The organism is Mycolicibacterium fallax, assembly GCF_010726955.1.
GTDB lineage: Bacteria > Actinomycetota > Actinomycetes > Mycobacteriales > Mycobacteriaceae > Mycobacterium > Mycobacterium fallax.
The window spans coordinates 3,976,214-4,002,364 of the sequence record NZ_AP022603.1; the positions used below are offsets into that span (position 1 = coordinate 3,976,214).

Annotated in this window: 27 protein-coding genes; 13 read left to right on the forward strand and 14 right to left on the reverse strand. The window is 70.2% G+C overall.

The window, feature by feature from the left end:
- Positions 1–285: 285 nt before the first annotated feature.
- The gene (locus G6N10_RS19145) at positions 286–1,596 is read left to right on the forward strand and encodes a hypothetical protein (RefSeq protein WP_085092504.1); all 1,311 of its coding nucleotides are present in this window, start codon (positions 286–288) and stop codon (positions 1,594–1,596) included.
- A 120-nt stretch (positions 1,597–1,716) separates the two neighbouring features.
- Here G6N10_RS19145 and G6N10_RS19150 read toward each other — a convergent pair whose 3' ends face one another.
- The 4 genes from G6N10_RS19150 to G6N10_RS19165 form a co-directional block, all read right to left on the reverse strand.
- Positions 1,717–2,076, reverse strand: a complete 360-nt coding sequence (locus G6N10_RS19150; RefSeq protein ID WP_085092503.1) for a hypothetical protein — start codon at positions 2,074–2,076, stop codon at positions 1,717–1,719.
- Between the two features lie 110 nt (positions 2,077–2,186).
- Positions 2,187–3,086, reverse strand: coding sequence for a hypothetical protein (locus G6N10_RS19155; protein ID WP_133055062.1), 900 nt, complete (start codon positions 3,084–3,086; stop codon positions 2,187–2,189).
- Positions 3,087–3,247: 161 nt separating this feature from the next.
- Positions 3,248–5,059, reverse strand: coding sequence for a hypothetical protein (locus G6N10_RS19160; RefSeq protein ID WP_133055061.1), 1,812 nt, complete (start codon positions 5,057–5,059; stop codon positions 3,248–3,250).
- A 429-nt stretch (positions 5,060–5,488) separates the two neighbouring features.
- Positions 5,489–6,160 (reverse strand): hypothetical protein, encoded by a 672-nt coding sequence (locus G6N10_RS19165; protein ID WP_085092500.1) that lies wholly within the window; start codon positions 6,158–6,160, stop codon positions 5,489–5,491.
- Between the two features lie 16 nt (positions 6,161–6,176).
- Here G6N10_RS19165 and G6N10_RS19170 point away from each other — a divergent pair, with 16 nt between their 5' ends.
- Entirely contained in the window at positions 6,177–6,329 is a 153-nt protein-coding gene (locus tag G6N10_RS19170; protein ID WP_163742601.1) for a hypothetical protein, read from the forward strand.
- A 151-nt stretch (positions 6,330–6,480) separates the two neighbouring features.
- On the opposite strand, the gene G6N10_RS19175 is transcribed toward G6N10_RS19170, so the two are convergent.
- Together G6N10_RS19175 and G6N10_RS19180 are read right to left on the reverse strand one after the other, a co-directional pair.
- Positions 6,481–7,407, reverse strand: coding sequence for a hypothetical protein (locus G6N10_RS19175; RefSeq protein ID WP_085092498.1), 927 nt, complete (start codon positions 7,405–7,407; stop codon positions 6,481–6,483).
- 534 nt (positions 7,408–7,941) lie between these two features.
- The gene (locus tag G6N10_RS19180) at positions 7,942–8,487 is read right to left on the reverse strand and encodes a hypothetical protein (RefSeq protein ID WP_179962857.1); all 546 of its coding nucleotides are present in this window, start codon (positions 8,485–8,487) and stop codon (positions 7,942–7,944) included.
- A 95-nt stretch (positions 8,488–8,582) separates the two neighbouring features.
- Here G6N10_RS19180 and mshB point away from each other — a divergent pair, with 95 nt between their 5' ends.
- The gene (gene mshB, locus G6N10_RS19185; protein ID WP_085092497.1) at positions 8,583–9,473 is read left to right on the forward strand and encodes an N-acetyl-1-D-myo-inositol-2-amino-2-deoxy-alpha-D-glucopyranoside deacetylase; all 891 of its coding nucleotides are present in this window, start codon (positions 8,583–8,585) and stop codon (positions 9,471–9,473) included.
- Positions 9,474–9,478: 5 nt separating this feature from the next.
- Here mshB and G6N10_RS19190 read toward each other — a convergent pair whose 3' ends face one another.
- Both G6N10_RS19190 and G6N10_RS19195 read right to left on the reverse strand, forming a co-directional pair.
- The gene (locus tag G6N10_RS19190; RefSeq protein WP_085092509.1) at positions 9,479–9,808 is read right to left on the reverse strand and encodes a type II toxin-antitoxin system PemK/MazF family toxin; all 330 of its coding nucleotides are present in this window, start codon (positions 9,806–9,808) and stop codon (positions 9,479–9,481) included.
- A complete protein-coding gene (locus G6N10_RS19195) occupies positions 9,805–10,041 on the reverse strand; it encodes an antitoxin MazE5 (RefSeq protein ID WP_085092496.1) in 237 nt (78 codons plus the stop codon). The genes G6N10_RS19190 and G6N10_RS19195 overlap by 4 nt, the downstream gene beginning before the upstream one ends.
- Positions 10,042–10,342: 301 nt before the next feature.
- Here G6N10_RS19195 and G6N10_RS19200 point away from each other — a divergent pair, with 301 nt between their 5' ends.
- On the forward strand, positions 10,343–10,645 hold the full coding sequence (locus tag G6N10_RS19200; protein WP_308206034.1) for a hypothetical protein: 303 nt from the start codon (positions 10,343–10,345) through the stop codon (positions 10,643–10,645).
- Between the two features lie 3 nt (positions 10,646–10,648).
- Here the strand turns inward: G6N10_RS19200 and G6N10_RS19205 are convergent, their stop codons facing one another.
- Both G6N10_RS19205 and G6N10_RS19210 read right to left on the reverse strand, forming a co-directional pair.
- Positions 10,649–11,932, reverse strand: a complete 1,284-nt coding sequence (locus G6N10_RS19205; RefSeq protein WP_085092494.1) for a hypothetical protein — start codon at positions 11,930–11,932, stop codon at positions 10,649–10,651.
- A gap of 113 nt (positions 11,933–12,045) precedes the next feature.
- Positions 12,046–13,017: a pirin family protein gene (locus tag G6N10_RS19210; protein ID WP_085092493.1), complete on the reverse strand. Its 972-nt coding sequence runs from the start codon at positions 13,015–13,017 to the stop codon at positions 12,046–12,048.
- A 198-nt stretch (positions 13,018–13,215) separates the two neighbouring features.
- Between G6N10_RS19210 and G6N10_RS19215 the strand changes: the two genes are divergently transcribed.
- Complete coding sequence (locus G6N10_RS19215; protein WP_085092508.1) at positions 13,216–15,777, forward strand: bifunctional FO biosynthesis protein CofGH; 2,562 nt, start codon at positions 13,216–13,218, stop codon at positions 15,775–15,777.
- A 25-nt stretch (positions 15,778–15,802) separates the two neighbouring features.
- On the opposite strand, the gene G6N10_RS19220 is transcribed toward G6N10_RS19215, so the two are convergent.
- Complete coding sequence (locus G6N10_RS19220) at positions 15,803–16,279, reverse strand: DUF309 domain-containing protein (protein ID WP_085092492.1); 477 nt, start codon at positions 16,277–16,279, stop codon at positions 15,803–15,805.
- Between the two features lie 53 nt (positions 16,280–16,332).
- Between G6N10_RS19220 and fdxA (G6N10_RS19225) the strand changes: the two genes are divergently transcribed.
- From fdxA (G6N10_RS19225) to G6N10_RS19250, 6 genes are all read left to right on the forward strand, one after another.
- Positions 16,333–16,677, forward strand: a complete 345-nt coding sequence (gene fdxA / locus G6N10_RS19225) for a ferredoxin (RefSeq protein ID WP_085092491.1) — start codon at positions 16,333–16,335, stop codon at positions 16,675–16,677.
- The gene (locus G6N10_RS19230) at positions 16,674–17,294 is read left to right on the forward strand and encodes a helix-turn-helix transcriptional regulator (RefSeq protein WP_085092490.1); all 621 of its coding nucleotides are present in this window, start codon (positions 16,674–16,676) and stop codon (positions 17,292–17,294) included. The genes fdxA (G6N10_RS19225) and G6N10_RS19230 overlap by 4 nt, the downstream gene beginning before the upstream one ends.
- Positions 17,291–17,728 carry a hypothetical protein gene (locus G6N10_RS19235; RefSeq protein WP_085092489.1) on the forward strand — a complete coding sequence of 146 codons (438 nt, stop codon included), beginning with the start codon at positions 17,291–17,293 and terminating at the stop codon, positions 17,726–17,728. The genes G6N10_RS19230 and G6N10_RS19235 overlap by 4 nt, the downstream gene beginning before the upstream one ends.
- Entirely contained in the window at positions 17,725–18,138 is a 414-nt protein-coding gene (locus G6N10_RS19240) for a group III truncated hemoglobin (protein WP_085092488.1), read from the forward strand. The genes G6N10_RS19235 and G6N10_RS19240 overlap by 4 nt, the downstream gene beginning before the upstream one ends.
- Before the next feature lie 70 nt (positions 18,139–18,208).
- Positions 18,209–18,649 carry a hypothetical protein gene (locus tag G6N10_RS19245; RefSeq protein ID WP_085092487.1) on the forward strand — a complete coding sequence of 147 codons (441 nt, stop codon included), beginning with the start codon at positions 18,209–18,211 and terminating at the stop codon, positions 18,647–18,649.
- A gap of 161 nt (positions 18,650–18,810) precedes the next feature.
- Positions 18,811–19,224 (forward strand): group III truncated hemoglobin, encoded by a 414-nt coding sequence (locus G6N10_RS19250; RefSeq protein ID WP_085092507.1) that lies wholly within the window; start codon positions 18,811–18,813, stop codon positions 19,222–19,224.
- Positions 19,225–19,600: 376 nt separating this feature from the next.
- Here the strand turns inward: G6N10_RS19250 and G6N10_RS19255 are convergent, their stop codons facing one another.
- Positions 19,601–19,963: a hypothetical protein gene (locus G6N10_RS19255; protein ID WP_234810401.1), complete on the reverse strand. Its 363-nt coding sequence runs from the start codon at positions 19,961–19,963 to the stop codon at positions 19,601–19,603.
- A gap of 694 nt (positions 19,964–20,657) precedes the next feature.
- Complete coding sequence (locus G6N10_RS19260; protein WP_085092542.1) at positions 20,658–22,682, reverse strand: NADPH-dependent 2,4-dienoyl-CoA reductase; 2,025 nt, start codon at positions 22,680–22,682, stop codon at positions 20,658–20,660.
- A gap of 359 nt (positions 22,683–23,041) precedes the next feature.
- Between G6N10_RS19260 and fdxA (G6N10_RS19265) the strand changes: the two genes are divergently transcribed.
- Both fdxA (G6N10_RS19265) and dapC read left to right on the forward strand, forming a co-directional pair.
- Positions 23,042–23,365, forward strand: a complete 324-nt coding sequence (gene fdxA / locus G6N10_RS19265) for a ferredoxin (protein ID WP_085092541.1) — start codon at positions 23,042–23,044, stop codon at positions 23,363–23,365.
- A 35-nt stretch (positions 23,366–23,400) separates the two neighbouring features.
- Positions 23,401–24,486, forward strand: a complete 1,086-nt coding sequence (gene dapC / locus G6N10_RS19270) for a succinyldiaminopimelate transaminase (protein WP_109750361.1) — start codon at positions 23,401–23,403, stop codon at positions 24,484–24,486.
- On the opposite strand, the gene G6N10_RS19275 is transcribed toward dapC, so the two are convergent.
- Positions 24,483–26,129 (reverse strand): PucR family transcriptional regulator, encoded by a 1,647-nt coding sequence (locus G6N10_RS19275; RefSeq protein WP_085092539.1) that lies wholly within the window; start codon positions 26,127–26,129, stop codon positions 24,483–24,485. The two genes, dapC and G6N10_RS19275, sit on opposite strands and share 4 nt — an antisense overlap.
- Between the last annotated feature and the right edge of the window lie 22 nt (positions 26,130–26,151).

Consider the following 26,151-nt stretch of genomic DNA (forward strand, 5'->3'; position numbering starts at 1 on the left):
TTATGTGTAGGTGCAACGCGTTCTAATACGCCGTTGACCGCGGGATACGGTCGCCGTAGCGACGGGTTTTACTACGAAAGATAGCGGCAAAGCGAAAGGCCTGTTATCGTGACGCGCATCACGTCATAGGTGGTCTATGGCGTAGGTCACTGAGAACTGGTTAAGCGTCGGACCGAGTCTGACCGCGTCTTCGGGGGTGCGGCCTGGATCCGGGCCAATGGCGTCTGGAACCAAATCGACCTTGGAAGCGAAGCGGGCGGCTATGCCAAGGGCGGTGTCGGTGGCGTGGCGGACGGTGCCGGTTCCCGCGGCGGTGACGCGGGTGCCGCCACGATCCATGCGATCAGCTATGGCGGAGCCACCACCGCCCCGAGCAAAGCCAACGGAAACGCCTACGGCGGCAACGGAGGCCTCGGTCAAACCGAGGGCGGCGTCGGAGGCGAGGGTGGCAGCGGCGGCAACGCCGACATCAACGCCCTAAACGGTGGGGAAGCCACCGCACTCGGTGAGGGGGTCCGAGGCGGTGCAGGCGGCACCGGCACCGGGACGGGGCTCAACCCGCGTGATGGCGACGGCGAGATTACGGTCCTTGAACGCGGCGGCGGGGCGGGCGGCGCCATGACGGTGACAGCCACCGCCGGTGGCAGCACCGCCACCGGCACAGGGACGGGCGGCGGGGGCGGAAACGCCACCGGACTCAACAGTCTCGGTGGTGCCGGCAGTTCCGGGACCATCACCGCGTCCGGCGTTGGCAGTACGGCCCGCGGCACCATTACGGCCGTAACTGGGGGTACTGCCAACGGAGCCAACAGCCTCGGTGGTGCGGCCGGGGCGGGCAGCATCACCGCCTCGGGCGTCAGCAGCACGGCCGGCGGCACCGCGTCCGGTGGCCGCGGCGGAAACGCCGAGGATGCCGGCAGCACGGGTGGTTCTGGCGCGAACGGGTACGTCGCGGCGGGGGGCTCGGGCAGCCAGGCCTCCGGAACAGCGACGGGCGGTGCCGGCGGTGACGCCGCGAACGGCGGAGTCGCTAACGCCACCAATACCGGCCAGGGCCGGATCCGGGCATCTGGCGAGAATTCGGTTGCCGCCGGCACGGCCACCGGCGGCGACGCCGCCCGCGCCGACGGGGTGAACGTGGGGGATAAGGGTGGTCGCGGGGGACAGGGCGAACTCCTGGCCGCCGGTGCCGGCAGCCAGGTAACGAACGGGACGGTGCAGGGCGGAAAGGGATCGGTCTGGCAGGCCTCCGGCGGCGAGGCCAACATCCGGGCCTACGGGACGTCGGACACCATCACCGACAGCACGGCCACCGGTGGCGATGCCGCAGAGAAAGGCAAGGGCCGAAGCGCCGAGATCACAACCACGGGCGGTTCAGTGTCGAACAGCACCGCGGCGGCCGGTGCCAGCAACGAGTACTACAGCGGAGGCGGTGCGGTCTTCAAGGTCAACGGCGGCGGGACAGTGACGGCTAGCACAATCACGGGCGGTGCTGCCGGTACGGCTGGAAACGGCGGAGACATAACGAAGGAGGCCGCCGGCACCGAGATTTCGGGTCAAACGTTTAGCGGAACCCCCGGTGCCAACGCCCCCTGACCCCGGGTAGCCGGATCGCTGGCGAGGAAGGCTCGGCTGGGAATCATCCAGCCGAGCTTTCCGCATTCCTGGTGCTCTGCAGAAACAACCTGCCCGGCGCGTGTCGGGTTTTCCGCCCGCTCAGCCCATCACTTCCAGCGGCAGCTCGATCGACCCGTCCGCAGCCCCCACCGAGATCAGATACCGGCCGTCGACGGGAACGGCCAGTGCCAGCGGCAGCAGCATGAAGCCCACCTCACCGCCGAGGCTGGCCTCGGCGACCGGCACCTGGGCGTGCTGGGGGCCGCCGACTGGGCCGGTGACGGTCAGATCGATGGTAGCCGACGTCTCGCCCGGCTCGGAGGAGAGCAGGACGACCAGCATGGGGTTGCAGATACGTTCTTGCCCCGCTCGGCATTTCGACACCACCCCGCCGGTGACGTTGAGCTTGTTGTCGACGACGGATGCGGATTCGGCGAGCAAGGCGCCAGTGATGATCACTGGATAAACCTACCCGAAGACGCTGCCCATCCGAGGGATGATGGCCGTCGTCAATCGCGAAATATCAAGGATTGGAACGCGATTCGACACCGCACCGCGGATGCAGCGGCTCATTCCCCCGGGCTGGACGACGAGGATCGGCGCGGCCGGAGACCGTCGATGGCCCTGCGGACCGACCGTTCGATGTCGCGGACCGCCGACTGTGCGCGCTCGGTGATCCGCTTGCCGATCTCCGAGCCGGACGAGCGGTTGGGGCCGTCGGCGCCCTCGGCGTCGTCGGCGTCGGCCTTGGCCGCCGGGCCGGGCAGCGGCCACAGCGCGCGGCGGTCGGGGCGCTTTGCCTTGGTCCGCAGGCTGCCGGGGTCCGAGGCCGCCAGCTCGCCGGCGGCTTCGGGATCGATCGTCGCCGCAGCGGGACCGGGCTCGCTCGCCGGATTGGGTTCGGACTGGGCGGGCACCTCGCTGGGCTCGGCCGGGCCGTCGAGGCTCGGATCGATGTCCGGGGTGGGGCCCGACGCGGGATTCGGCGATTCGGCCGGCTCGCGGGCCGGGGGAGTCGGGGCACTGGGCCCGCCGGCGACGCCCTCGAGCAACCCGCCGACGTCGTGCTTGCGTGAATCGGGTCCCTCGGAGATCGCCAGGCCCGGCGGCACGGCCGGTCGCCGGTTCGACGGGACGGTATCGGTGTCGGGGCCGTCCAGCGCCAGGTTGGCGAGCACCGAGGCCACGTCGTCGGGAGCGGTGGCGGTCCGGTCGGGGGTACCCGGCGCGGTCACGTCCGCGGCTGCTCCGGCGCCGGGAGTCGAGAGGTCCGCGGAGCCCTTCTCGGACTGCGCGATGGCGCGGTAGAGGCTGGCCGAATCGATGTCGAGTGCGGTCGGGTCGACGTCGACGGTGCGCTGCGGAACGGCGATGTCGTCGGGCATGAGGCTGATCGGGCCAAGGGAGATCGCCGCGGCGACCAGGATCGATATCCCGGCGCCGACGCATGCGCGCGCAGAATTCTGCACGGGCCCCCCATTGGCTGCAGTCTTAGTGGCCTCTTCATTCTAGCTGAGTGGCCGCTGAGAAAGAACGGCTAATTTGATTTGCTGGCCGCTGCGGCGAATCGGGACAGCAACAGGGGCCCTTCCGCGGTGCGGAAGGGCCCCCTGAGAACCCTGGATTATCGTCAGCTGGCCTTGTCGGACTCAACCGTGGAGGTCGAGCCGCCGCCGGAATCGCCGCGCATCGTCTTCTTGAACTCCTGGCGGGCGCTGGTCACGCTCTGCTGCAGTTGCGTGCCGGCGTCGCGGAGCCCGCCCGCGATGGTCTTCGGCGCCTTAGCCACCCCGCGGATCGTGCCCTCGACATCACCCCGCATCGCCGGGTCGACGATGTCCTTGCCCGCCTGGGTGAAGGCGGCGGCGGTGGTGCGCCCGGCCTTGTTCACGCCCCGGCGCAGTTCGCCCGCCGCCCGCATGGTCGCGCGCGGAGCCCGACGGAGCGCGGTCGCGCCATCGGAGTCGGCGGCGAGCATCGCGGTGAAGGACTCCACCGTCAACGACTCGCGCTTGGCCTGCGGATCCTGGTCCGCCACATCCTGCAGCGCGGAGAGGTCGCCTTCGGGCGTGATCTCTTCCTGCACAACGGGATCGGCCGGCACGCTCGATTGTTGGTACATGCGTGCCGGAGCCGGCGGCTGGACACCGAGAGCGTCGGTGAGTGCGCCGCGGGCCTCGCCGGTGAGGTGAAGCGCCTCAGCGTCGAGGTCCTTGATCGCGTCGTCGGCCTTGTCCAGGCCTTCGCCAACGGTCGTGCCGACGTCGTTGATGGCGGCGTTCATCTTGGTGGCGAACTCCGATGGTGCGTTGGCGATCTCGTCCTCGACGCCGATCGCCTTCAGGATCCTCGTTGCGGCGGTGCCGATGGCGGTGTTGAGGCCGGGCAGAGCCGTCATCGCCCCACCGAGGACCGGTATGACCGCGGCCCCCAGGGAAATCCGCGCCATGGTCGTCATCGTCGTGATGCCGCCGTCGACCACGTTGAGTCCACCGTTGCCGAGCGACCACAGCGCTGCGGCATAGCTTTGCGGGCTGAGGGGGTCCGCACCGATCGCCCCCAATGCGCCGGTCAGCGCCGATGATGTCGCCCCGATGATGACCGGGAACCCGGTGTCGATCCAATAGTCATCGTACGGATCATCGGGTGTCCCGTTGTCGTCCATGGCGTTGCCGGTCAGCACACCGGTGGCGACCAGGGCGGCGACCAGCGGTGCGTTGAGCACCGGGTTGGCCGATGCCAATACCGCGAGTGTCGGCTGAATGGTCGCCGTGCGAATCGCGCCGACCAGCGCGCCGAGCACCTCGTTCTCATTGGTGGCCAGCAGTTCGGTGGCACCCAGGGCACTGTCGGCGCCGCCCAGCGCCGCAGAGGCGAGGCCCTGGCCCGCGCCGATCCCGATCACCGGAAGGCCGAATACCGGGAACATCAGGTCGGCGGCGCCGTCGTTGACGCCGAGCGCGAAGTTCGCCCCGATTCCAAGCGGGGCTTGAAGCGCGCCCAGATAGCTGGCCGCGCTGGTCGGGTCGTTGATGATGCCCGCCACGGCGGTGAGCGCCGCCGTCAGCGAATACGTCAGTGCCTGCGCGAGGACCTCCTGCCCGTTCACGTTGGAGTCGTTGACCACATCGAGTGCGTCCTGCAGGGGATCCCCCAAATCCCCCAGGGCGGTCAGGATGCCGTTGCCGACACTCTCGAACAGGCCCTGCAACTCCGGCGATCCCGAGGACGCGGCAGTCAGCGCGCTCCACAGCGTGTAGTTGACGTCGATGACCTGGTTGAGCAGGCCGGCGACCGTGGTGAACGGCGCCAGAGTCAGCGAGTCGGCGTACGGCCCGATGACGTCGGTGACGGTCGACGTCAACTGCTCGACGACGGCGTCGATGTCCTTCGGCTTGATCAGTGCGGCCAGTCGCACCGGCGATGACGCGGAGTACGGCACCAGGACCGTCTCGTTGTGCTGCGGCGGCAGGCTCAGCGGAGTCAGCGCGATTGCTCCCGCGGCCGTGCACGCCACCCCGGCGGTCAGATAGGACCGAATGGAAATCCCCATGATGTAAAACCCCCTATATCGGTTGTACCGATGCTGAGATCGTAACCCCGGTGTCTCAGTTTCAGCTCAGATTTTCGGCAATTTTTGGTAGTTGATTGTGGAACCAATTGGGGGAGGTAAATGTGGGTCTGCGCCGGGGTGGTGAATAGGTCGGCGCAGACGACGGCGGGGTGATGGAACACGTTTTCGGTACGTGCTCCATCACCCCTGGGGGGCGATAGCGAGCCTGTTCGAATCAATTCGCGCAGCGTTGAATTTCCGGTGTCGGCGCAAAACTAAGTGGTTTCTGCGCCGACATCGGAATTGCGTCGGCAACGGCTACTTGAACTTGATGCCGAACTTCTGCTGCACCGCGGTCTTGTTGCTGCCGCCGGCGGTGATGGCGGTGGCACCGGGTCCGGGGCCGGCCGTCGCGGTGTTGCTCTTGCCGCCGATGTTGATCGCGGTGTTCAGGCCGATGTTGCTGAGCTTGAACGGCTTGCTCATGTCGAGATTGTTGGTCGCCGTCACCCTGTTGCCGGTGCCGCCGACGTTGAGGGCGCGGTTGAGCCCGCCGGCCGCCTGCACGATGGCGCCCTTGCCGCCGAGGTTGGCGGCCAGGTTGCCGATCCCGGAGGCCTGCACCACGTTGAACCCGGCCGGCACCGGCACGTTATTGGGATCGTCGAGATCGTCGGGGTCGATGGTGCCCCCGGTGATGTCGCCGTCGCCCACGTTCAGGGCCACATTTCCGGTGCCCTGCCCGACGACGAAGGCGTTCTTGCCCAGGTTGAGGGCGAGGTTTCCGGTGCCGGCCGCCACGGCGACGCTGTTGTCGCCCTGTGTCGCGGCGACATTCAGCGCCCCGCCGGCGACCGCAACGGAGTCTTTCCCGTTGGCGTAGGCGAGGTTGAAGGTGCCGACGGCCAGAGCCGTCGCGTTCTCCCCGACGGCGACCGCACCGTTGGCGACGCCCTGCGACTTGGCCTGAGCGCCGTTGCCGACCCCCACCGCGAAACTGGAGGCGGTGCTGTCACAGCCGCTGCCGACCTTGACCCCGCTGATCGATGCGCAACTGGCGCTGGCGGTGCCCGACGCGGCGATCGCGCCGGCGGCCAATGCTCCCGATACCGCTGCCAGCATGACGGTCCCGGTGATTCCGGTCCGGGCCTGCCGGTGATTTCCCCCGTGCTTGTTCATGATGTGCTGCCCTCCCCTGAGCAGGATTCGTGCAAATCGTGTGGAGACACCCGGTGGGGCCTGGAGATCTCCACGCCCCACCGGGGTAGTTCCGTCGTGCCGCGAGCCTCAGCTCACCGGATGGGTGTCGATCAGGGCAGCTTCACCTTGTTGACGGTGATGCCGGGCTTGTCGCGGGTGATGGCGTTGGCTCCGGTGTTGTTGCTGCCGCCGAGGTTGCCGGCGACGGCGCCCGGGCCCTTGGTCGCGACCACCTCGTTGTGGTTGCCGAAGACGCTGAACGCGGTATTCAACCCGGGCTTCTTCGAGACGGGGCCGGTGGCTTCGGTGCGAGCCACGACTTGGTTCCCATCCCCTCCGACCTGAAGCGCATTGTTCAGAGCGTCGTAGGCGCCGACCGAGTTACCCTTGCCTCCCAGGTTGGTGGCGCCATTGAGGATGCCGCCGGCAACGACTCCGTTGTTCTCGCCGCCGACGTTGATCGCCCGGTTGCCGATTCCTTGAGCTAGCACAGCCGTCTGCTGGCCTGCACCAAGGCCGGTGCCCTTTCCGAAGAGGTTGAGCGCCAGGTTCCCGATTCCGGGCGTGCTGCCGCCGCCGCTGTCGGCGTAGGCCACGCTGTAGTCGCCGACGGTCATCGCCACATTGCCGGTGTCAGACTTGGTATCTCCAGCCCGCGCAAACGCATACTTGCCCTGCGCGACGGCCAGATTCAGGTTGCCCTGCGTATAGGCCTCCGCGTTCTCGCCGTTTGCGTACGACAGATTGAAGTTGCCGTCGGATACCGCCTTGGCGCCGGTGCCGACCGCGATCGCACCGCTGCCGACGCCCTTGGCGTCGGCGGTGGCGATGTTACCCACACCCACCGAATAGTTGCCGACGGTGCTCTTGCAGTCGGAGGACCCCACCTTGACCCCGCTGATCGAGGCGCAGCTGGCGCTGGCCGGCGCCGACAGGGTCAGGGCCCCGACGGTCAGGGCGCCGGAGGCGAGCGCGGCCAGCAGGGCCGCTCCGCGCAATGTGGTTTTGCCCCCCGTGGCGAGCTTGTGATTGGTCATGATTGCCCCCTTTGAAATGGACGCCGGTGCGGCGCAATTGCAAAAGTTACGCCCGACCTGAGAGGCAGAGAAGTGTTCCCGGGGCATCGAATTTGCGATGTTTGCGGCCGAAAAGATCTGGTATTGCAAACGCAAATAAATTTCGAACGAGTCGAATAGCACATATTGGCGATGTGAAGTATGCCAAGTTATGCCCGCAAATTAGTGTGGCTACCATTGGTTCGGTCGAGACCGTCCCGTGATCGGCGCTGCGGGCGATTGTCGAACCGGCGAGAATGGCGTACTCGCAGGTGCGCCGCGCATCGCGAACGCGCCGAGATGGATCTGAGATCGGCGGTCCAGCGCGAGCCGGCAACGTCATGCTTAGCCGAACTGCATTTCACCAAGTCTGATTATGTCCAGAATTCGGGCAAGTAGTGACTACTCGGCCCGCGGGCGGACGGGTGTGGATTCACTGAGAGCAATGGACGGCATCGGCGAGCCATCGGGGCGCTCTGGGGCCCCAGTGCCCGGTCACGGGCACTGGGCCTGCAGTCAGGCCCCCGCCTCGGCGGCCAAGGGTGCGGTCTCCTCGGGCGCGGCCTCGGCCTGCGGGGCTGCGGCGTCTTCGGGGGCGGCGTCCGCCTCGTCGGGCAGCGGCGCCGGACCCGGCGTCAACTGGAACGGTGCCCACAGGCTCGCGGCCGGCGCATCGCCGCAGCCGCCGGCGAAGTTGAAGCCCATCTGCCCCTCAAGGGTGACGGCATTCCAGGAATAGGTGACCAGGCTCGGCATCTTCGAGCCGTCGTCGCAGCTGATCGCGTCGGGCCGCTGCACCCGCAGGGTCCAGTAGCCGACCGCCCAGTTCGCCTGGGCCTCCCACGGCGCATTCTCGCCGCCGGTTTCGGCCACCCGTACGCACTGATTGAACGGCGCGGTGGGCCCGCCGTCGCAGGGCCGGACCGTCCAGGTCGTCGGCTCGCCGCCCATGTCGAAGGTGTACTGACCCTCGAAGTCGTTGGCCGCCGCGGGAATTGCGAAGGCCACCGATGCGGTCACGACCGCGCCGGCAAGCGCGATTGCACGCGTCGTTGTCCTCATGATTCCCTCCGATGTCGTCGCCCCGGGTGAGTATCGCATGGCGCCGGTGGGCGGGAGCCGCGATGGGGCGAGTGAAACCTGGCTACCCTGATCGCATGCCGACCGAGCGCCCGCGCCTGCTCTTCGTCCACGCCCATCCCGACGACGAGACGATCAACAACGGCGCCACCATCGCGCACTACGCCGGGGCAGGGGCCCAGGTCAACGTGCTCACCTGCACCCTCGGCGAGGAGGGCGAGGTGATCGACGAACGCTGGGCGCAGCTGGTCGCCGACGAGGCCGACCAACTCGGCGGCTACCGCATCGCCGAGCTGTCCACCGCGCTGCACCTGCTCGGCATCGACGACCCGATCTTCCTCGGCGGCGCCGGGCGCTGGCGGGACTCCGGGATGGCCGGCACCCCGCCGCGGCACGGCCGGGTCCGCTTCGTCGACGCCGACGAGACCGAGGCCGTCGGCGCGCTGGTGGCCGTGCTGCGCGAGCTGCGCCCACACGTGGTGATCACCTACGACCCCGTCGGCGGTTACGGGCACCCCGACCACATCCAGGCCCACCGGATCACCACCGCGGCGGTGGCCGCCGCCGGCACCGACGCGTTCCCCGGTGACCCGTGGACGGTGCCGAAGTTCTACTGGACCATCACCTCGCGCGCGGCCTGGCAGAACGCCGGCGCGGCGCTGGGCCCCGCCGACCTGTGCGACGGCTGGGTGCTGCCCGGTGACGCGGAGTTCGGCTACCCCGACGAGCAGATCACCACCGTCATCGACGGCACCGCCGAGCTGGCCGCCAAGGTCGGTGCGCTGGACGCCTACCGCACCCAGGTCATCGTCGGCCCCACCGCGCGGGCGTGCGCCCTGTCGAACAACCTGGCGCTGCCGATCGTCGGCTACGAGCACTACGCGCTGGTCGCCGGCGAACTCGGCCCCCGCGGCGACGACGGGCTGGAGACCTGCCTGCTGGGCGGGCTGGAGCTCGGGGGCGAATAGCCGCCCTACCCGGAGCAGCCCGTCGCGACGCCCAACGCGACGCTGATGGCGCGCATCCGGTCGTCGGCCAAACGCCCCAGCCGGTGGGTCAGCATGCCGGTGGCGATGCTCTCCACCGAATCGAGATTGACCGCCGATCGCCGCGGTACCGGATCGGTTTCCGGTTCCAGCAGCACTTCGCTGGGTAATCCACGGATGGTGGTTGTGCAGGGCGCTACCAGCGCGCGGCGCAGGCGCGGAATTGCGGCATCTCGGGACAGCACCACGACCGGACGCCGGCCGATCTCCGGCAGCTCGCTCCACCACAGCTCACCGCGTGCCGGGAACCCGCTCACGATGCGCCGGCGGCCGCGCGCCACGACGCCAGATCGCCCCAGTCGTCGGGTTGATCGAGCGGCTGATCGTCGTAGGCGCGGTAGGCGTCGTCAATCTCACCGGCACGGTGCGCGGCGAGCAGTGCGGTCAGGGCAGCGTCGATGAGTGCTGCGTCGGTCCCTCCGGGCCGCCGTTGACGTGCGGCGTCGAGCAGGCCGGCGTCGACGGTGGTGGAAAGGCGTGTGCGAGCCATGCCACAAGTATGCCATCGTCGCGGGGTCTGAGATTTCGCGGCGGCCGGGTACCGCGCGTTCCGGAAAACCCGGGGAGTAAGGTAAGTCCGCTACCCGCGGACGGAAGGAAGCTCGGATGGACCCCGATCTGGATCCCAACATTCAGCACTGGCAGGACCGCGCCGACAGCTTCCAGTGGGTCATCGGCTCGCTTGCCGCGATGCTCGACAGCATCCCGACCTGACCGCGCGCAACCCCGCGTCCGGTAGATCCCACGCCCTGTTTCTGGGGCTGCTGGGTCTCGACGGTGTTCTGGTCGCCGTGCTTGGCGCCTTCTTCCTGCCCGCCTATCTCGGGCAGATGCCCTTCCCGATCTCGGCGCTGGCCGTCGGCCTGGCCAACCTGGCGTTGGTGTGGGCGGCCGCCCAGCGGGTCACCGGCCGTCAGGTGCTGGTGCCGCTGCTGACCTTCCTGCTGACCATCGTGGTGTTCACCTTCGGCGGCCCCGGCAACGACGTGGTGTTCGGCGGCCCGGGCGTGCTGGCCGCCGGACCGCTGCTGCTGATCGCGCTGGGCTGCGCCCCGGCGATGTGGTGGCTGTGGCGCCGCGGCGCCTGGAACTGAGTCCTACCGGCTGCCCGCGCTGTCGCGCTTGCCGGAGAACGCCCGCTTCAACGACTCGGCGGCCTTCGTGACGCCGTTGAGGCCCTTGGCTCCCGTGGACGACGGCTGCTTCGGGCTGGCACCGGACCCCGCGGCGCCGGTCTCCGGCGCACCCTTGTCTTGACTGTCGGCGAGCTGCCCGGACGCCGCGTCGGGCTTCTCGCCAGACTTCTCGCCGAGGACCGCCGCGGTCGCCCGGTCCTGGCCGCGGTTGGCCAGCCGCAGCGGGCCGGCGGTTCCGGCGCGCTTGGCCGAGAAGGGGTTGATCGCCAGCAGTCGGCGCAGCGGCTTGTCGGGGCGGGCATCGGAGTCGGTGGTGGCCTCGGCGGCGTCCGCGGGAGGCTCGTCGGCGTCGATCTTGGCGTCGGCGGGCGGGTCCTCGGCCGCGGCCTGCGGCTTGGCCTTCTGGACGCCGACGGCCTGCTGCAGCGTGGTGACCGCGGCGCCGAGCTCGCCGAGCACCGGCAGCTTCGCCAGCGTGGTGTCGACGGACTCCGGTCCCGCGGCGGTGAACCCTGCGGCGGTGAACTCCGTCGGGAGCTTCGGGGAGATCCCGGCCTTCGTCGCGAGCGCGGTGATCTTCTCGGTCAGCTCCGACAGCGAGGACTGCACCGCCGCCAGCGGGCCCGCCGTCGTCGCCCTCGCCGCCGACCCGCCGATCGGGGGCAGCGGCGGCAGCGGCGGGAGCCAACCGGTCAGCCAGTTGATCTCGTCGCGGGCCAGCTTGCGGATCGCCTGCCCGGTGTCGTCGACGACATTGCTGAGACCGGTGCCGAAGGACATCGGCCCGAAGATCCAGTCGTCAAGGTTGAACACGATGCTTTCGACGATCGCCTCGCCGAAGTCGTACAGGATCGGGATCTGGCCGGCGAACCAGCCGATCCAGGGCACCCAGGAGACCGCCCAGGTAGCCACATCGAATCCCCAGGAAACCCACTTCTCGCCCCAGGTGTAGATGCTCTTGATCGCGGCGTTGATGTCGGAGGCCGCCGAGGTGGTGCCGGGGACGGCCAGGTTCGCGATGGCCGGCGGCGTGGTCGGCGGCACGATCGCCGATGCCGGCCCCAGCGGGGAGTTGAGCACCATCGGCACGGTGGCGGCGGTGTGACGCACCGGCACCGACACCGACACCGGCTGCTGCTCGGCGGCGGGCGGCGGGGTGATCGCCGGAGTGACCACCAGCGCGGCTGCCGTCACGCCGGCAATGCCCGCGGTCAGCAGTGATCGGTAGGAAATTCGGGTGACCATGTCTGTCCTTCGCCGGCGCTTTCCCCTGAGAAAAACCTTACAGGTGTGACCCGGATCATTGGAATAGCCGAAGCAGACGCACAGAAATGACCGTCAGTTCGCTGGGGGCAGGCTCAGCGACCGCCGGTCGAGCGGGGACGCAGCCGGGTGGTGGGCAGCGGCGGCGCCGGCAGCCGGGCCGGCGAGCCGAGGTAGCCCTCGACCGATCCGAACCGCTTGTCGTGCGACTCCCAGAGCCGGCGATACTCGACGATCTCGTCGTGGCTGCGGCCGACGAAGTTCCACCACATCAACAGTTTCTCGTGCAGCGGCGCACCGCCGAGCAGGATCGCCCGGGCCGGCTGCTCGCCGGTGTTGCGGATGGTCAGCTCCCGGCGGCCGGGCCCGTGGTAGGTCAAATCGCCGGATTCCAGCGGCTGGTCGGCCACCTCGATGACGCCGCGGTCGAGCAGCACGCCGTGCTCGAAGGACTCGTCGACCTCGAGCTGGATCGCGGTGCGGCCCGGCAGGTCAAGCTGGGCGCCCAGCAGCGGCGAGAAGGTGTGCACCGGGGACCGGTCGCCGGCCAGTTCGCCGAGGAAAACCCGCAGGGTGACGCCGTCGACGCGCACCGGCGGCGGCACATGGTGAGCGAAATCCGGGGCGGTGTTGCGGGCCGCGTCGGGCAGCGCAACCCAGAGCTGCAGGCCGTGCAACACCGTGGTGGCCGGGGTCGACACCTCCGAGTGGCAGATGCCCGCCCCGGCGGTCATCAGGTTCAGCTCACCGGGGCGCACCATCGCATGGATGCCGTTGCTGTCGCGGTGCTCGATCTCGCCGCGGAACAGCCAACTGACCGTCTGCAACCCGGTGTGCGGGTGCGGGGCCACATCCATCCCGCCGGTGCTGCGGACATCCTGCGGGCCGTAGTGGTCGGCGAAGCACCAGGCCCCGATCAGCGAGCGCTGCCGCTGCGGAAGGGTGCGGCGCACCATCATGGCGCGCGGCCCGCCCAACGGCACCTCGCGCGGCCGCAGCAGTTCCACCGCCGGTGCCGACGACGGGCCGCACACCGTTTCAACGGGGGATGAATCAAGGTTGCTCATTGCTGTTTCTCATTGCCGTCGCCACCCATCCCGGATCGGTTGTCCAGGCCCGTCGCGGGGAGCGGGCCGCCGACGCCACGGTATCCCCTGGCCGGCCGGGTTGCCCCGAACCGGGGCGCAACCGGTCAACTAGTGAGCAGGACTAAGCTGCCGGGTGTGGCTCAGAACCGCTCACCCGTGAGCCTGCCGACCCCGGAGATGCCGCTCGGTGCCGCCGCGCCCAGTGCCGCGGTGCCCAGTGCCGCGGCGATGCGCCGGGTGCTGCGCCGCGCCCGCGACGGGGTGGCCCTCAACGTCGACGAGGCCACCATCGCCCTGGCCGCCCGCGGCGAGGACCTGGCCGACCTGTGCGCCAGCGCCGCCCGGGTCCGCGACGCCGGGCTGGAGGCCGCCGGCCGCCGCGGCCCGACCGGCCGGCTGCCGGTCAGCTACTCGCGCAAGGTGTTCATCCCGGTCACCCACCTGTGTCGCGACACCTGCCACTACTGCACCTTCGTCACCGTGCCGGGCAAACTGCGCGCCGCCGGGGCGGGCATGTACCTGGAGCCCGACGAGATCCTCGACATCGCCCGCCGCGGCGCCGACCTCGGCTGCAAGGAGGCGCTGTTCACCCTCGGCGACCGACCCGAGGCGCGCTGGCCCGAGGCCCGGCAGTGGCTCGACGAACGCGGCTACGACTCCACCCTGGACTACCTGCGCGCCATGAGCATCCGGGTGCTGGAGGAGACCGGCCTGCTGCCGCATCTGAATCCCGGGGTGATGAGCTGGTCGGAACTGTCCCGGCTCAAACCCGTTGCGCCGTCGATGGGGATGATGCTGGAGACCACCTCGACCCGGTTGTTTGAAACCAAGGGCGAGGCGCACCACGGCAGCCCGGACAAGGATCCCGCGGTGCGGATGCGCACCCTGGTCGACGCCGGCCGGCTGTCGATTCCGTTCACCACCGGGCTGCTGATCGGGATCGGCGAGAACCTGCGCGAGCGGGCCGAGACCATCCACGCCATCCGGCGGGTGCACAAGGAGTTCGGGCACATCCAGGAAGTGATCGTGCAGAACTTCCGGGCCAAGCCCGACACCGCGATGCGCGCGGTGCCCGACGCCGGCATCGAGGACTTCCTGGCCGCCATCGCGGTGACCCGGCTGGTGCTCGGCCCGGCGATGCGGGTCCAGGCGCCGCCGAACCTGGTCTCCGCGGCCGAATGCCGGGCGCTGATCGGTGCGGGCATCGACGACTGGGGCGGGGTGTCCCCGCTGACCCCGGACCACGTGAACCCCGAAAGGCCTTGGCCCGCACTGGATTCGCTGGCCGAGATGACCGGCGAGACCGGCTACGACCTGGTGCAGCGGCTGACCGCGCACCCCAAATACGTGCACGGCGGGGCGGCCTGGATCGACCCGCGGGTGCGCGCGCACGTCGACGCGCTGGCCGACCCGGACACCGGCTGGGCCCGCGAGGTCAACCCGGTCGGCATCCCGTGGCAGGAGCCGGACGAGGCCACCCAATCCCTGGGCCGCACCGACCTGCACGCCGCAATCGACGCCGACGGCCGGCTGACCGAGACCCGCAGCGACATCGACAGTGCCTTCGGGGACTGGGAGTCGGTGCGCGACCGGGTGCACGAGCTGGCCGCCCGGGCGCCCGAGCGGGTCGACACCGACGTGCTCGCCGCGCTGCGCTCGGCCGAACGCGACCCGGGCGGCTGCAGCGACGACGAGTATCTGGCGTTGGCGACGGCCGACGGGCCCGCCCTGGAAGCCGTTGCTGCCCTTGCCGATTCGCTGCGCCGCGACGTCGTCGGCGACGAGGTCACCTACGTCGTCAACCGCAACATCAACTTCACCAACATCTGCTACACCGGCTGCCGGTTCTGCGCGTTCGCCCAGCGCAAGGGCGACGCCGACGCCTACTCGCTGTCGGCGGAGGAGGTTGGCGAGCGGGCCTGGGAGGCGCACGTCGCCGGGGCCACCGAGGTGTGCATGCAGGGCGGCATTGATCCGGAACTGCCCGTCACCGGGTACGCCGACCTGGTCCGCGCGGTGAAGGCCCGGGTGCCCTCGATGCACGTGCACGCCTTCTCGCCGATGGAGATCGCCAACGGGGTGACCCGCAGCGGAATCTCGTTGCGGGAGTGGCTGATCGGGCTGCGCGAGGCCGGGCTCGGCTCCATTCCCGGCACCGCGGCGGAGATCCTCGACGACGAGGTCCGCTGGGTGCTGACCAAGGGCAAGCTGCCGACCTCGGAGTGGATCGAGATCGTCAGCACCGCCCACGAGGTGGGCCTGCGGTCCAGTTCGACGATGATGTACGGGCACGTCGACACCCCGGCGCACTGGGTCGGCCACCTCAACGTGCTGCGCGGGATCCAGGACCGCACCGGCGGTTTCACCGAGTTCGTGCCGCTGCCGTTCGTGCACCAGTCCGCGCCGCTGTACCTGGCCGGCGCGGCCCGGCCGGGGCCGACGCATCGCGACAACCGGGCGGTGCACGCGCTGGCCCGGATCATGCTGCACGGCAGAATCCCCAACATTCAGACCAGCTGGGTCAAGCTCGGCGCCGAGCGCACCCGGGTGATGCTGCGCGGCGGGGCCAATGATCTGGGCGGCACCCTGATGGAGGAGACCATCTCGCGGATGGCGGGCTCGGAGTACGGGTCGGCCAAGACCGTCGCCGAGCTGGTCGACATCGCCGAGGGCATTGGCCGCCCGGCGCGCCAGCGCACCACCACCTACGGGAACTGCGAGGCGCACACCGGGGCGTAGGGGCGTTGGGGCTTGGGGCCCCGCGTCAGCGCTGTAGCAGCGGTCGCAGCCGGGCGGCGGGGATCTCGGTGCCGGCGGCGAGATCGTCGGCCAGCGCGCCGGCGAACCCGATCAGAGCGGTGACGTCGATGCCGTAGCGCGGCTCGGCCTCGCTCAGCCGTTTCGCGCTGCGCCGCAGCAGCGACTGGCCGCCGGTGGGATTGCCGCGCTGGATGTGGGTGATCCCGACGGCCAGCTGCGCCAGGCCCTGCCACAGGCTGCGCTCGTCGTCCGGCCCGCTCTTCCAGGCCGCCTCGAACACCTCGTGCGCGGAGAACGCGCGGCCGTCGTCGAGCAACTGCTGGGCCAGCGCCAGGGTTTCGTCGGGGGAAAGGTTCAGGTCCTCGGGCAGCTGCGGGACGCCCTGGCTGCCCGGCGGCAGCGGTCGCCCGAGCGCGTCGCGGGGGCGGGCGTTGCGGGGCCGGCCGTCGTCGTCGCGGTCGCGTCGGGGGGTGTCGGGCATGTCTCCATCGTCGCACCTAGTTTTTACAACCAATAGTTGTGTAAATTGGGGTCATGGCATACGTGATTGCTCAACCCTGCGCCGACGTCAAGGACAAGGCCTGCGTCGAGGAATGTCCGGTCGACTGCATCTACGAGGGCGCCCGCGCCCTCTACATCCACCCCGATGAGTGCGTGGACTGCGGCGCCTGCGAACCGGTCTGCCCGGTCGAGGCGATCTACTACGAGGACGACCTGCCCGAGGAGTACGTCGGCTACCAGGACGACAACGCCGCCTTCTTCGCCGAGACGCTGCCCGGCCGCGACGCCCCGCTCGGTTCGCCCGGCGGTGCGGCCAAGCTCGGCGCGGTCGACGCCGACGGGCCGCTGGTGGCCGGACTGCCGCCGCAGGAGCAATGAGGGCCGCCGGGCGGCGCGGTGATGTGCTGGCGATGCTGCGCGCCGCCGACGGCCCGCGCAGCATCACCGCGATCGCCGACCAGCTAGACGTGCACCCGAACACGGTGCGGTTTCACCTGGACGCGCTGCTGGAGAGTGGCCAGGTGCAGCGGTCGGCGCCGACGGTGACCGGCCCGGGGCGCCCGGCGCAGCTGTTCGTCGCGACCGCGGGGATGGATCCCGGCGGGCCGCGGCACTACCGGCTGCTGGCCGAGGCGCTGACCGAATCGGTGGCCCGCGGCCCCGACCCGGTGCGCCAGGCTCAGCTGGCCGGGGAGGTCGTCGGCCTGCGGCTGGGCGCCGCGCGCGGGGACGGCGGCAATCGGCCGGTCGCGCAGCTGGTCGGTCTGCTCGATGACCTCGGGTTCGCCCCCGAACCTGATGATGCGCGAATCAGGTTGCGGCACTGCCCTTTTCTTGAGGTGGCGCGCGCACACCCGGAGGTGGTCTGCCCGCTGCACCTGGGCCTGATGCAGGGCGCGATGCAGGCCTGGGCGGCGCCGATGTCGGTGGCGACGCTGACCCCGTTCGCGCAGCCGGATCTGTGTGTCGCCGAACTGACGGGAGTGGGACGATGAGTACTGGGTCGGCGATCATCGCCGCGGCGAGTTTTTTCTGGCTCGGCATGGTCGGGGCGATCTCGTTTGTGGAGGCGCCGCTGAAGTTCCGCGCGCCCGGGGTCACCCTTCAGATCGGTCTCGGCATCGGGCGCATGGTGTTTCGGGCGCTCAACAGCATCGAGGTGGTGCTGGCGGTGCTGATCGTTGTTGCCGCGGTGCTGGATCCGCCGGGGTGCCTGGTGCTGGTCGGGGTCGCGGTGGCGGTGCTGGCGCTGGCGGCGCAGCTGCTGGCGGTTCGGCCGCGGCTGATCCGTCGGTCGAACGCGGTGCTGGCCGACCAGACCGGCGCGGTCGCGGCGTCCCGGTCGAGAGCGCACTACTGGTATCTGGCGGGGGAGTTGGTGAAGATCGCCGGGTTGCTGACGGCCGGGATCGCGGTGCTGGCCGGATGAGTGGGCTGACTGATATCGCCTCGCGCGATGACCTGTACCGGCTGCTGTCCCGGTTCTACGGCCGGGCGCTGGTCGACGAGTTGTTGGAGGACCCCTTCGAGGAGGTCCGGGCGATGGGCCTGGAGGCGCACCTGCCGGTGATGTGCGACTTCTGGGAGACGCTGCTGTTCGGCGCGCCGTCGTATCGGGGCAGCCCGCTGCCGGTGCACCTGGCCGTTCATGACCGGCATCCGCTGAACGGTGCGCATTTCGTGCGCTGGCTGACGCTGTGGCAGTCCACCGTCGACGAGATGTTCGCCGGGCCGGTCGCCGAGGCCACCAAGGCCAACGGTCGCCGGATCGCCTGGAACATGCACCGACGGCTGACCGGGCGCGATGCGGCCGAGCTGGACGCGCTGGTGGGAGTCTGAATAGGGCAGCGGCGTGGGTATTTTTCGAGTGTCCGATACTGAGCGATCACTCAGCGGATTGGAGTGACCGATGTACTGGTCATCGATCGCGGTAGCGACCACGTTCACCTGGCTGGGCATGGTGCTGGCCATCTCGTTCATTGAGGCGCCGCTGAAGTTCCGCGCGCCCAAGGTGACATTGCAGATCGGGCTCGGGGTCGGCCGGTTGGTATTTCGGGCGCTCAACAGCGCGGAAGTGGCGCTGACGCTGATCCTGCTGGTTGCGCTGGTGATGAGCCGGCCGCCGATGTTCGCGGTGGCTGCGCTCGGAGTTGCGGTGGCGATGTTGGTCACGCAGATCGCCGGGGTGCGGCCGTTCCTGGCCAAGCGGTCCGACGCGGTGCTGGCCGACCCGGATGGCGGTGTCGGACTAAAACGCTCAAAGGCGCACTTTGCCTACTCCGGTTTAGAGATCATCAAGGTGTCAGCACTGGTGGTCGGCGGGTTTGCCCTGTTAGCTGGATGGTCGTGACTACCGAGCGGGACGATGAGAGCGTGGCCGAACTGGTCGCCGGGCGCAGAGGGGGTGTCCCGGAACCGGATGACCACGGTCTCATCGCCCCGCGAAACTCCCCGCCGGACCGAGCGAGCCGTCCGGACCCAGCGAGCAGTCCGGACCGGCCACGCGCGGATCTGGCCGACCGCGACGACGTTTACCTGCTGCTGTCGACGTTCTATGGCCGCGCGCTGGTCGACGCGCTGCTGCAGGATCCGTTCGAGGACATCCGAGCCAAGGGGCTGGAGTCGCATCTGCCGGTGATGTGCGACTTCTGGGAGACCATGCTGTTCCGGGCCCGCAAGTACCGGGGCAGTGCGCTCACCGTGCACAAGCCGATTCACACGGCGCACCCGCTGACCAGCCAACACTTCATCCGGTGGCTGTCGCTGTGGATGGAAACCGTCGACGAGCTGTTCGCCGGGCCGATTGCCGAGCAGGCCAAGATCATCGGCCGCCGTACCGCCTGGGCGATGCACCGCGCGCTGGTGGGGCACGACGCCGACGACCTGGACGATTTCGTGGACCGCGAGGCGCTGATTATTCGGTAGGGACTTGTTCGGAAGGGGCGCCGGGGTGCTGGCTTCTCTGGCCCCACTCGTTCTCCTTTGGTCAGAACCGTCACGTGCGTGGTCACACCCGTCACGTGCGTCAGGGTTTGGAAGGCATGTCGGGAGTGCCCGCCTATGAGCGACGGATTCCCGGCGTCAGCGACTTTGTGCCAGCCTGAGCGACTTTCCTGGGGTGGTGCCGGGAACGGGTCCGGCCGGGGACGGGGGGCGAGCCGGGAGCGGCGTCCTGCCGGGAGCGGGGTCGAGCCGGGAACGGGGTCCGGCCGGGGACGGGGTGCCGACCGAGGGCGTCATGCCTGTGGTGCCCGTGGGGGACGGAGTGGATGTCGCCCGGCGGTCGTCCTCGGGGATCGGACTACCAGTCAACGAACGGCTCACCGTGAAATCTGTCGCGAACAGCGGTGTCGAAGTCGGCGTCGTCGCATTGCATCTGGGCCTGGAATCGCAGCACCTGAACGCGCCTGATGATCCGGTACTCGGTCGAGCGCGGAATTTCTCCGGGGCCGTAGAACCCGCGGCCGCGCCGCTCGACACGGCCGCGGCGGACCTCCCAGCGCAGAGCATCGGAGATGGTCTTGGAGGCGCGGCCGGCAACGGAAAACCCGAGGTGCCGCAGCCGCATCCTCAGTTCGGCGACCGACAGCGGGCCCTGCAGCGACACGATCCGGGTCAGCACGTACCGCAGATCGAGGCCGGTGAGCTCATGTGTTGTTCCCATATCGGGACCTTGGCACCGGCGGCGCGGATTCGTGTTCGGCGGAGACGGGTTATCCACAGGCCGTGACCCGGCTCCAGCTAGGGCCGGGGATGGAGCCGGGCCGGGGCGGCGGGGCGGTGGGCTCGATGGACGGTGGGGCCGGAGGGGCCGGAAGGGCTCGATGGACGGTGGGGCCGGAGGGCCGGAAGGGCCCGGAGGGCGGAAGGGCCCGGTGGGGGCTGGTGGACGGCGGGGCGGTCGGGCCGGAGGGCGAAAGGACCCGGTGGGCGGCGGGCGCTGTGAGCGGTGGGGCTCGGTGGGGCCGGAGGGCGACAGGGCCCGGAGGCGTTGTCGCTCGGTATGGCACCGAGTCGCTGACGCCGAGAAACCGTCGCTCATAGGCGGACACTCCCGGCATGCCTTCCAAAGTGGGGGCGGCGAGGGCTGTGGGACTGACGGGATCCGCGGGGCCCAGACGGAAAGCCGGGGAAGGCCGGGCCGAGGCGGCCGGGGAAAGCCCGGACGGGAGAGGCCGGGGAAAGCCTGGACGGGAGAGGCCGGGGACAGCCTGGACGGGAGAGGCCGGGGAAAGCCTGGCGGGGACAGCCTGGCCCGGGGAAAGCCGGGCGGGGGAAGCCGGGCCCGGGGAAAGCCGGGCACTCCGGGCGGGGCTCCGTCCTGGGGTCAGGCTGGGGCCGGGAGGGGCCGGGCGGCTCTAGAGCTGGGCCGCCAGCTCGGTGCCCTGCTTGATTGCCCGCTTGGCGTCCAGCTCGGCGGCGATCGCTGCGCCGCCGATCACATGTGGCCGCACCCCCCGGGAACGCAGCGCATCCTCCAGCTCGCGCACCGACTCCTGGCCGGCGCAGATCACCACGTTGTCCACGGCCAGCACTCGGGGCCGCTGGCGCTTCTCGCCGAAGCTGATGTGCAGGCCGTCGTCGTCGATCCGCTCGTAGTTCACCTCCGAAAGCTGCTGCACGCCCTTGGCTTTCAGCGACGCCCGATGCACCCAACCGGTCGTCTTGCCGAGCCGTCGACCCTGCGGTCCCTTGGTCCGCTGCAACAAAAACACCTCGCGTGCCGGCGGGGCGGGCAGCGGCGCGGTCAGCGCGCCGCGAGCCTCGGGCGGGTCGGCCGCGCCCCACTCGGCCTTCCACTCCTTGAGATTCAACGTCGGCGACTCGTCGGTGGTCAGCAACTCACTGACATCGAAACCGATCCCCCCGGCGCCGATCACCGCCACCCGCTTGCCCACCTCGCGCACCCCGTAGATCGCCTCGGGATAGCTGAGCACCATCGGGTGCTCGATCCCGGGAATCGCCGGCATCCGCGGCGTCACCCCGGTGGCCAGCACCACCTCGTCGAAACCGGTCAGCTCCTCGGCCCCCACCCGAACGCCCAGTCGCACGTCCACGTCGTACTTGGCCAGCATGGTGGTGAAGTACCGGATCGTCTCGTTGAACTCCTCCTTGCCGGGGATCCGTCGCGCCATGTCGAACTGCCCGCCGATGTGCTCATTGGCATCAAACAGCGTCACCCGGTGCCCGCGCTCGGCTGCGCTGACCGCGGTCGCCAACCCGGCCGGCCCGGCGCCGACCACGGCCACCGTGCGGGTGACGCGGGTCGGGGCGAGCACCAACCGGGTCTCGTGCCCGGCCCGCGGATTCAACAGGCAGGACACCTTCTTGTGCACGAAAGCGTGATCCAGGCAGGCCTGATTGCAGGCGATGCAGGTGTTGATCTCGGCGGCCCGATCGGCGGCGGCCTTGTTCACCCAATCCGGGTCCGAGAGCATCGGCCGCGCCATCGAGATCAGTTGCACGTGCGTGTCGGCGAGGATCTGCTCGGCCGCCTCGGGCATGTTGATCCGGTTGGAGGCCACCACCGGGATCTGCACCTGCTCGGCCACCGCGCTGGAGATGTCGACGAACGCCCCCGAGGGCACCGACGTCACGATCGTCGGCACCCGCGCCTCATGCCAACCGAAACCGGAGTTCAGCAGCGTCGCGCCGGCCTCCTCGACTTCGGTTGCCAGCCGCAGGATTTCGTCCCAACTCTGGCCGTTCTCCACGTAGTCGGCCAGCGAGATCCGGTAGTCGACGATGAAGTCCGCTCCGACCGCCTCGCGGGTGCGGCGCACGATCTCCACCGGCAGCCGGCGGCGGTTGCGCGCCGAACCGCCCCAGCGATCGGTGCGCCGGTTGGTCGCCGGGGCCAGGAACTGATTGAGCAGGTACCCCTCGCTGCCCATGATCTCCACGCCGTCGTACCCCGCCTCCTGGGCCAGCAGCGCGCACCGCACGAAATCGTCGATGGTCTCCTCGACGCCGCGACTCGACAGCGCCCGCGGCCGGAACGGGTTGATCGGTGCCTTGAGCGCCGACGCACTCGCCGACAGCGGGTGATAGGCGTAACGCCCGGCGTGCAGCACCTGCAGCAGAATCTTGCCGCCCTCGTCGTGCACGGCCGCGGTGATGCGGCGATGCCGTCGCGCATCACCGGAGGACAGCATCTCCGCGGCGAACGGCAGCAGCCAACCGGTGCGGTTCGGGGCGTACCCGCCGGTGATGATCAACCCGACCCCGCCGCGGGCCCGCTCGGCGAAGTAGGCCGCCAGCCGGCCGGTGTCGCGGGCGCGGTCCTCCAGCCCGGTGTGCATGGAACCCATCACCACCCGGTTTTTCAGCGTGGTGAAACCAAGATCCAACGGCGACAGCAGCTTCGGATAGGGGTTTGTCACGGGTGGCCTCCGGGGCAGATATCGGGCCGCGGCCGGGCCCGCGGGAGGAGCCGGCGGCGCGCGGTGTCGGTGGCCGGTCGAGGGCGCAATCGGCCGGTGGGCCCGTCGCGCGGGCCGTTGCCCCGACGCTAGGTGATACCGCCGGTCCCATGCAACAGCGGGCGACGTAACCGGCGGGTCTGTGTCGTTTCAACGAGACGCACCGTCTAGTATCGGATCCGCGCCCGCGGCCCGGGCGTGCAATTTAGGGCACGCTGTGTTTGGACGTCCGTGGTCGGCCAGGAATACTGGTCCGCGGGCACCGTGACCGGCAGCCCGCGCCCAATGTAGCTAACGCAGATGTTTCCGAGGAGAGTTCTGTGACTTATGTGATCGCCGAACCGTGCGTCGACGTCAAGGACAAGGCGTGCATCGAGGAATGCCCGGTCGACTGCATCTACGAGGGTGCCCGGATGCTCTACATCCACCCCGATGAGTGCGTGGACTGCGGTGCCTGCGAGCCGGTCTGCCCCGTCGAGGCGATCTTCTACGAGGATGACGTGCCGGACGAGTGGAGCGGCTACATCCAGTTCAACGCCGACTTCTTCGAGGAGCTCGGCTCCCCGGGTGGCGCGTCGAAGGTCGGCCAGACCGACAACGACCCGCAGGGCGTCAAGGACCTCGAGCCCAAGGGCGAAGCCTGAGCGACGCCATGCCGGGCCGGGCGCACCCGAACCGGGTGTCGGCCCGGCTTCCGGTGTTCCCGTGGGACACCCTGGCCGAGGCCACCGCGACCGCCTGGGCGCACCCCGACGGCATCGTCGACTTGTCCGTCGGCACCCCGGTGGACCCCGTCGCCCCGCTGATCCAGCAGGCGCTGGCCGGCGCGGGCTTCGAACCCGGCTACCCGACCACCGCGGGCACCGCCGCGCTGCGCGCCGCCATCGTCGGCTCGCTGGCCCGCCGCTACGGCATCACCGGGCTGCCCGAGGACGCCGTGCTGCCGGTGATCGGGACCAAGGAGCTGATCGCCTGGCTGCCGACGCTGCTCGGGCTCGGCGCCGCGGACCTGGTGGTGGTGCCCGAACTGGCCTACCCGACCTACGACGTCGGCGCCCGGCTGGCCGGCACCCGGGTGCTGGCCGCCGACTCGCTGACCCAGATCGGGCCACAACGCCCCGCACTGCTCTACCTGAACTCCCCGGCCAACCCCACCGGCCGGGTGCTCGGCATCGACCACCTGCGCAAGGTCGTCGGCTGGGCCCGGGAGCGCGGGGTGATCGTCGCCTCCGACGAGTGCTACCTGGGCCTGGCCTGGGACGCCGAGCCGCTGTCGGTGTTGCACCCGTCGGTCTGCGACGGCGACCACACCGGGCTGCTGGCGATCCACTCGCTGTCCAAGACGTCCTCGCTGGCCGGCTACCGGGCCGGGTTCGTCGCCGGTGACCGCGCGCTGGTCGCCGAGCTGCTCGCGGTCCGCAAGCACGCCGGGATGATCGTCCCGACGCCGGTGCAGGCCGCCATGGTCGCCGCCCTCGACGACGACGAGCACGAGGTGCTGCAGCGGCAGCGCTACGCCGCGCGCCGGGCCCGGCTGCTGCCCGCGGTGACCGCGGCCGGTTTCACCGTGGACCATTCCGAGGCCGGGCTGTACCTGTGGGCCAGCCGCGACGAGCCGTGCCGCGACACCGTCGACTGGCTGGCCGCCCGCGGGATCCTCGCCGCGCCGGGGGAGTTCTACGGGCCGCGCGGTGCCAGGCACGTGCGGATGGCGCTGACCGCCACCGACCAGCGGATCGACGCGGCGGTCGCCCGGCTGGTCTAGGCTTTGGGCCGGCTGTCCGGGGCCCGTCGGCTCAGGGTGGGGTGGCCCGCTTCGGGCTGGGTGGCCCGCAGGCTCAGCGAAAGCACCAGTCGCACATCGGGATCGGCCAACGGGGTGCCCAACAATTGCTCGATGCGCCGCACCCGGTAGCGCACCGTGTTGGGATGCACGTGCAGCTGGGCGGCGGCCGCGGCGATCTCGCCGAAGCTGTCCAGGTAGACCCGCAGGGTGTCGGCCAGCATCGGATCCTTGGCCCGCAGCTCGTCGACCCGCGGGTCGATCAGCCGGTCGTCGGCGGCGATCAGGGTGACGATCTCGTCGAGCAGCACCGTGGTGCGGGCCTCGGCCAGCGAGGTGACCGGGCGCAGCGCCCCGGGATGGCGTCCGGCGCTGTCGAGCACCCGGTCGACCTCGGCGCGCGCCGCCGCGGCCTGGCCCAGGCCCGCCACCGGCGCGGTCACCACCGCGTGCAGCTGCAGGCCCAGCTCGGTGCGCAGCGACTCCACCGCGCCGCGCACCCAGGACGTCACCGCCGCCGGTTTCCCGGTCGCCGGGAACAGCAGGTAGATCCGTGACCCGTTCGAGGCGACCTGGACCTCGGGGTGAAAGGCGCTGGCGCTCAACGCCATAACGTCGGCGAGCCGGGCGTGCGCGGTGGCGCTCTGGACCCCGATCACCGCGGCGCGGCCGTCGGCGACGATGCCGAGTTCGCGGGCGATCGCCACCGGATCGTCGGGCTCGCCGGGGCCGGCCGCGCGCAACCCGAGCAGCTGCTGGACCCGCAGCGCGTGGGTGGACGGCGCGGCCGCCAGCCGCGCCATGATGCGCCCGGCCAGCACCGCCGCCCCGCGCAGCACGTCCTCGACGTCCTCGGCCAGTGCCCGCGCGCCCTGCTGCACCCAGATGGTGCCGGCGAAGGCCGGGGCGCGGCGCGGGTCGGCGGCCGGCAGCTGGATGCCGATCGCCACCCGGGGCCGCAGCCCCAGCTCGGGCCGGGCCGGCACGCGCACGATGTCGGGCCGGGTCCGCAACGCGTCGAGGATGCCCCACTGGCCGAGCCGCTGCAGGTGCTCGACCGGGCCGGCGCGGCCCAGGATGGACAGCCGGCGCAGCTCGTCGGCGTCGGCGCTGGAGGCCGAATACGCCAGCACGTGCGAGGACTCGTCCTCGATGGTGACCAGGCCGTGGGCGCGGTCGGCGATGGACTGGGCGAGGCCGAACAGGTCGGTGCTGGGGTCGTACTGCGGATCGTCGTGGTCGCGGTGATGGGACAAGACGTGGTCGACGAGTCGGTACAGCCGCTCCCAGCGGGCCCGGGGATCGACCGCGACCACCGCGATGCCCGCCGCGGCGGCCCGGGCGATCACCTGCTCGCCCGGCTCCTTGAGGAAGATGGCGGTCGGGACGCCGTCGCCGGCGCTGCGATCGATCCAGCGCAGCACTTCCTCGCCGGGAATGCCGAGCAGAAAGAAGATGTCCGCCGAGCCGGTGCCGGCCGACAGGCCCAGCCGCACGTCGTCGGCGTCGATCAGCGCCGAGGACGCCACCGGCAGATCCAGCCCGCGCGGCGCCTCGATCAGGCTGACCACCGTCGCGTCCAGCGCCAACAGCAGGCGTCCGAGGCTGACACCGGCCGACGTCATGTTGTCGAATCTTACAAGCAGC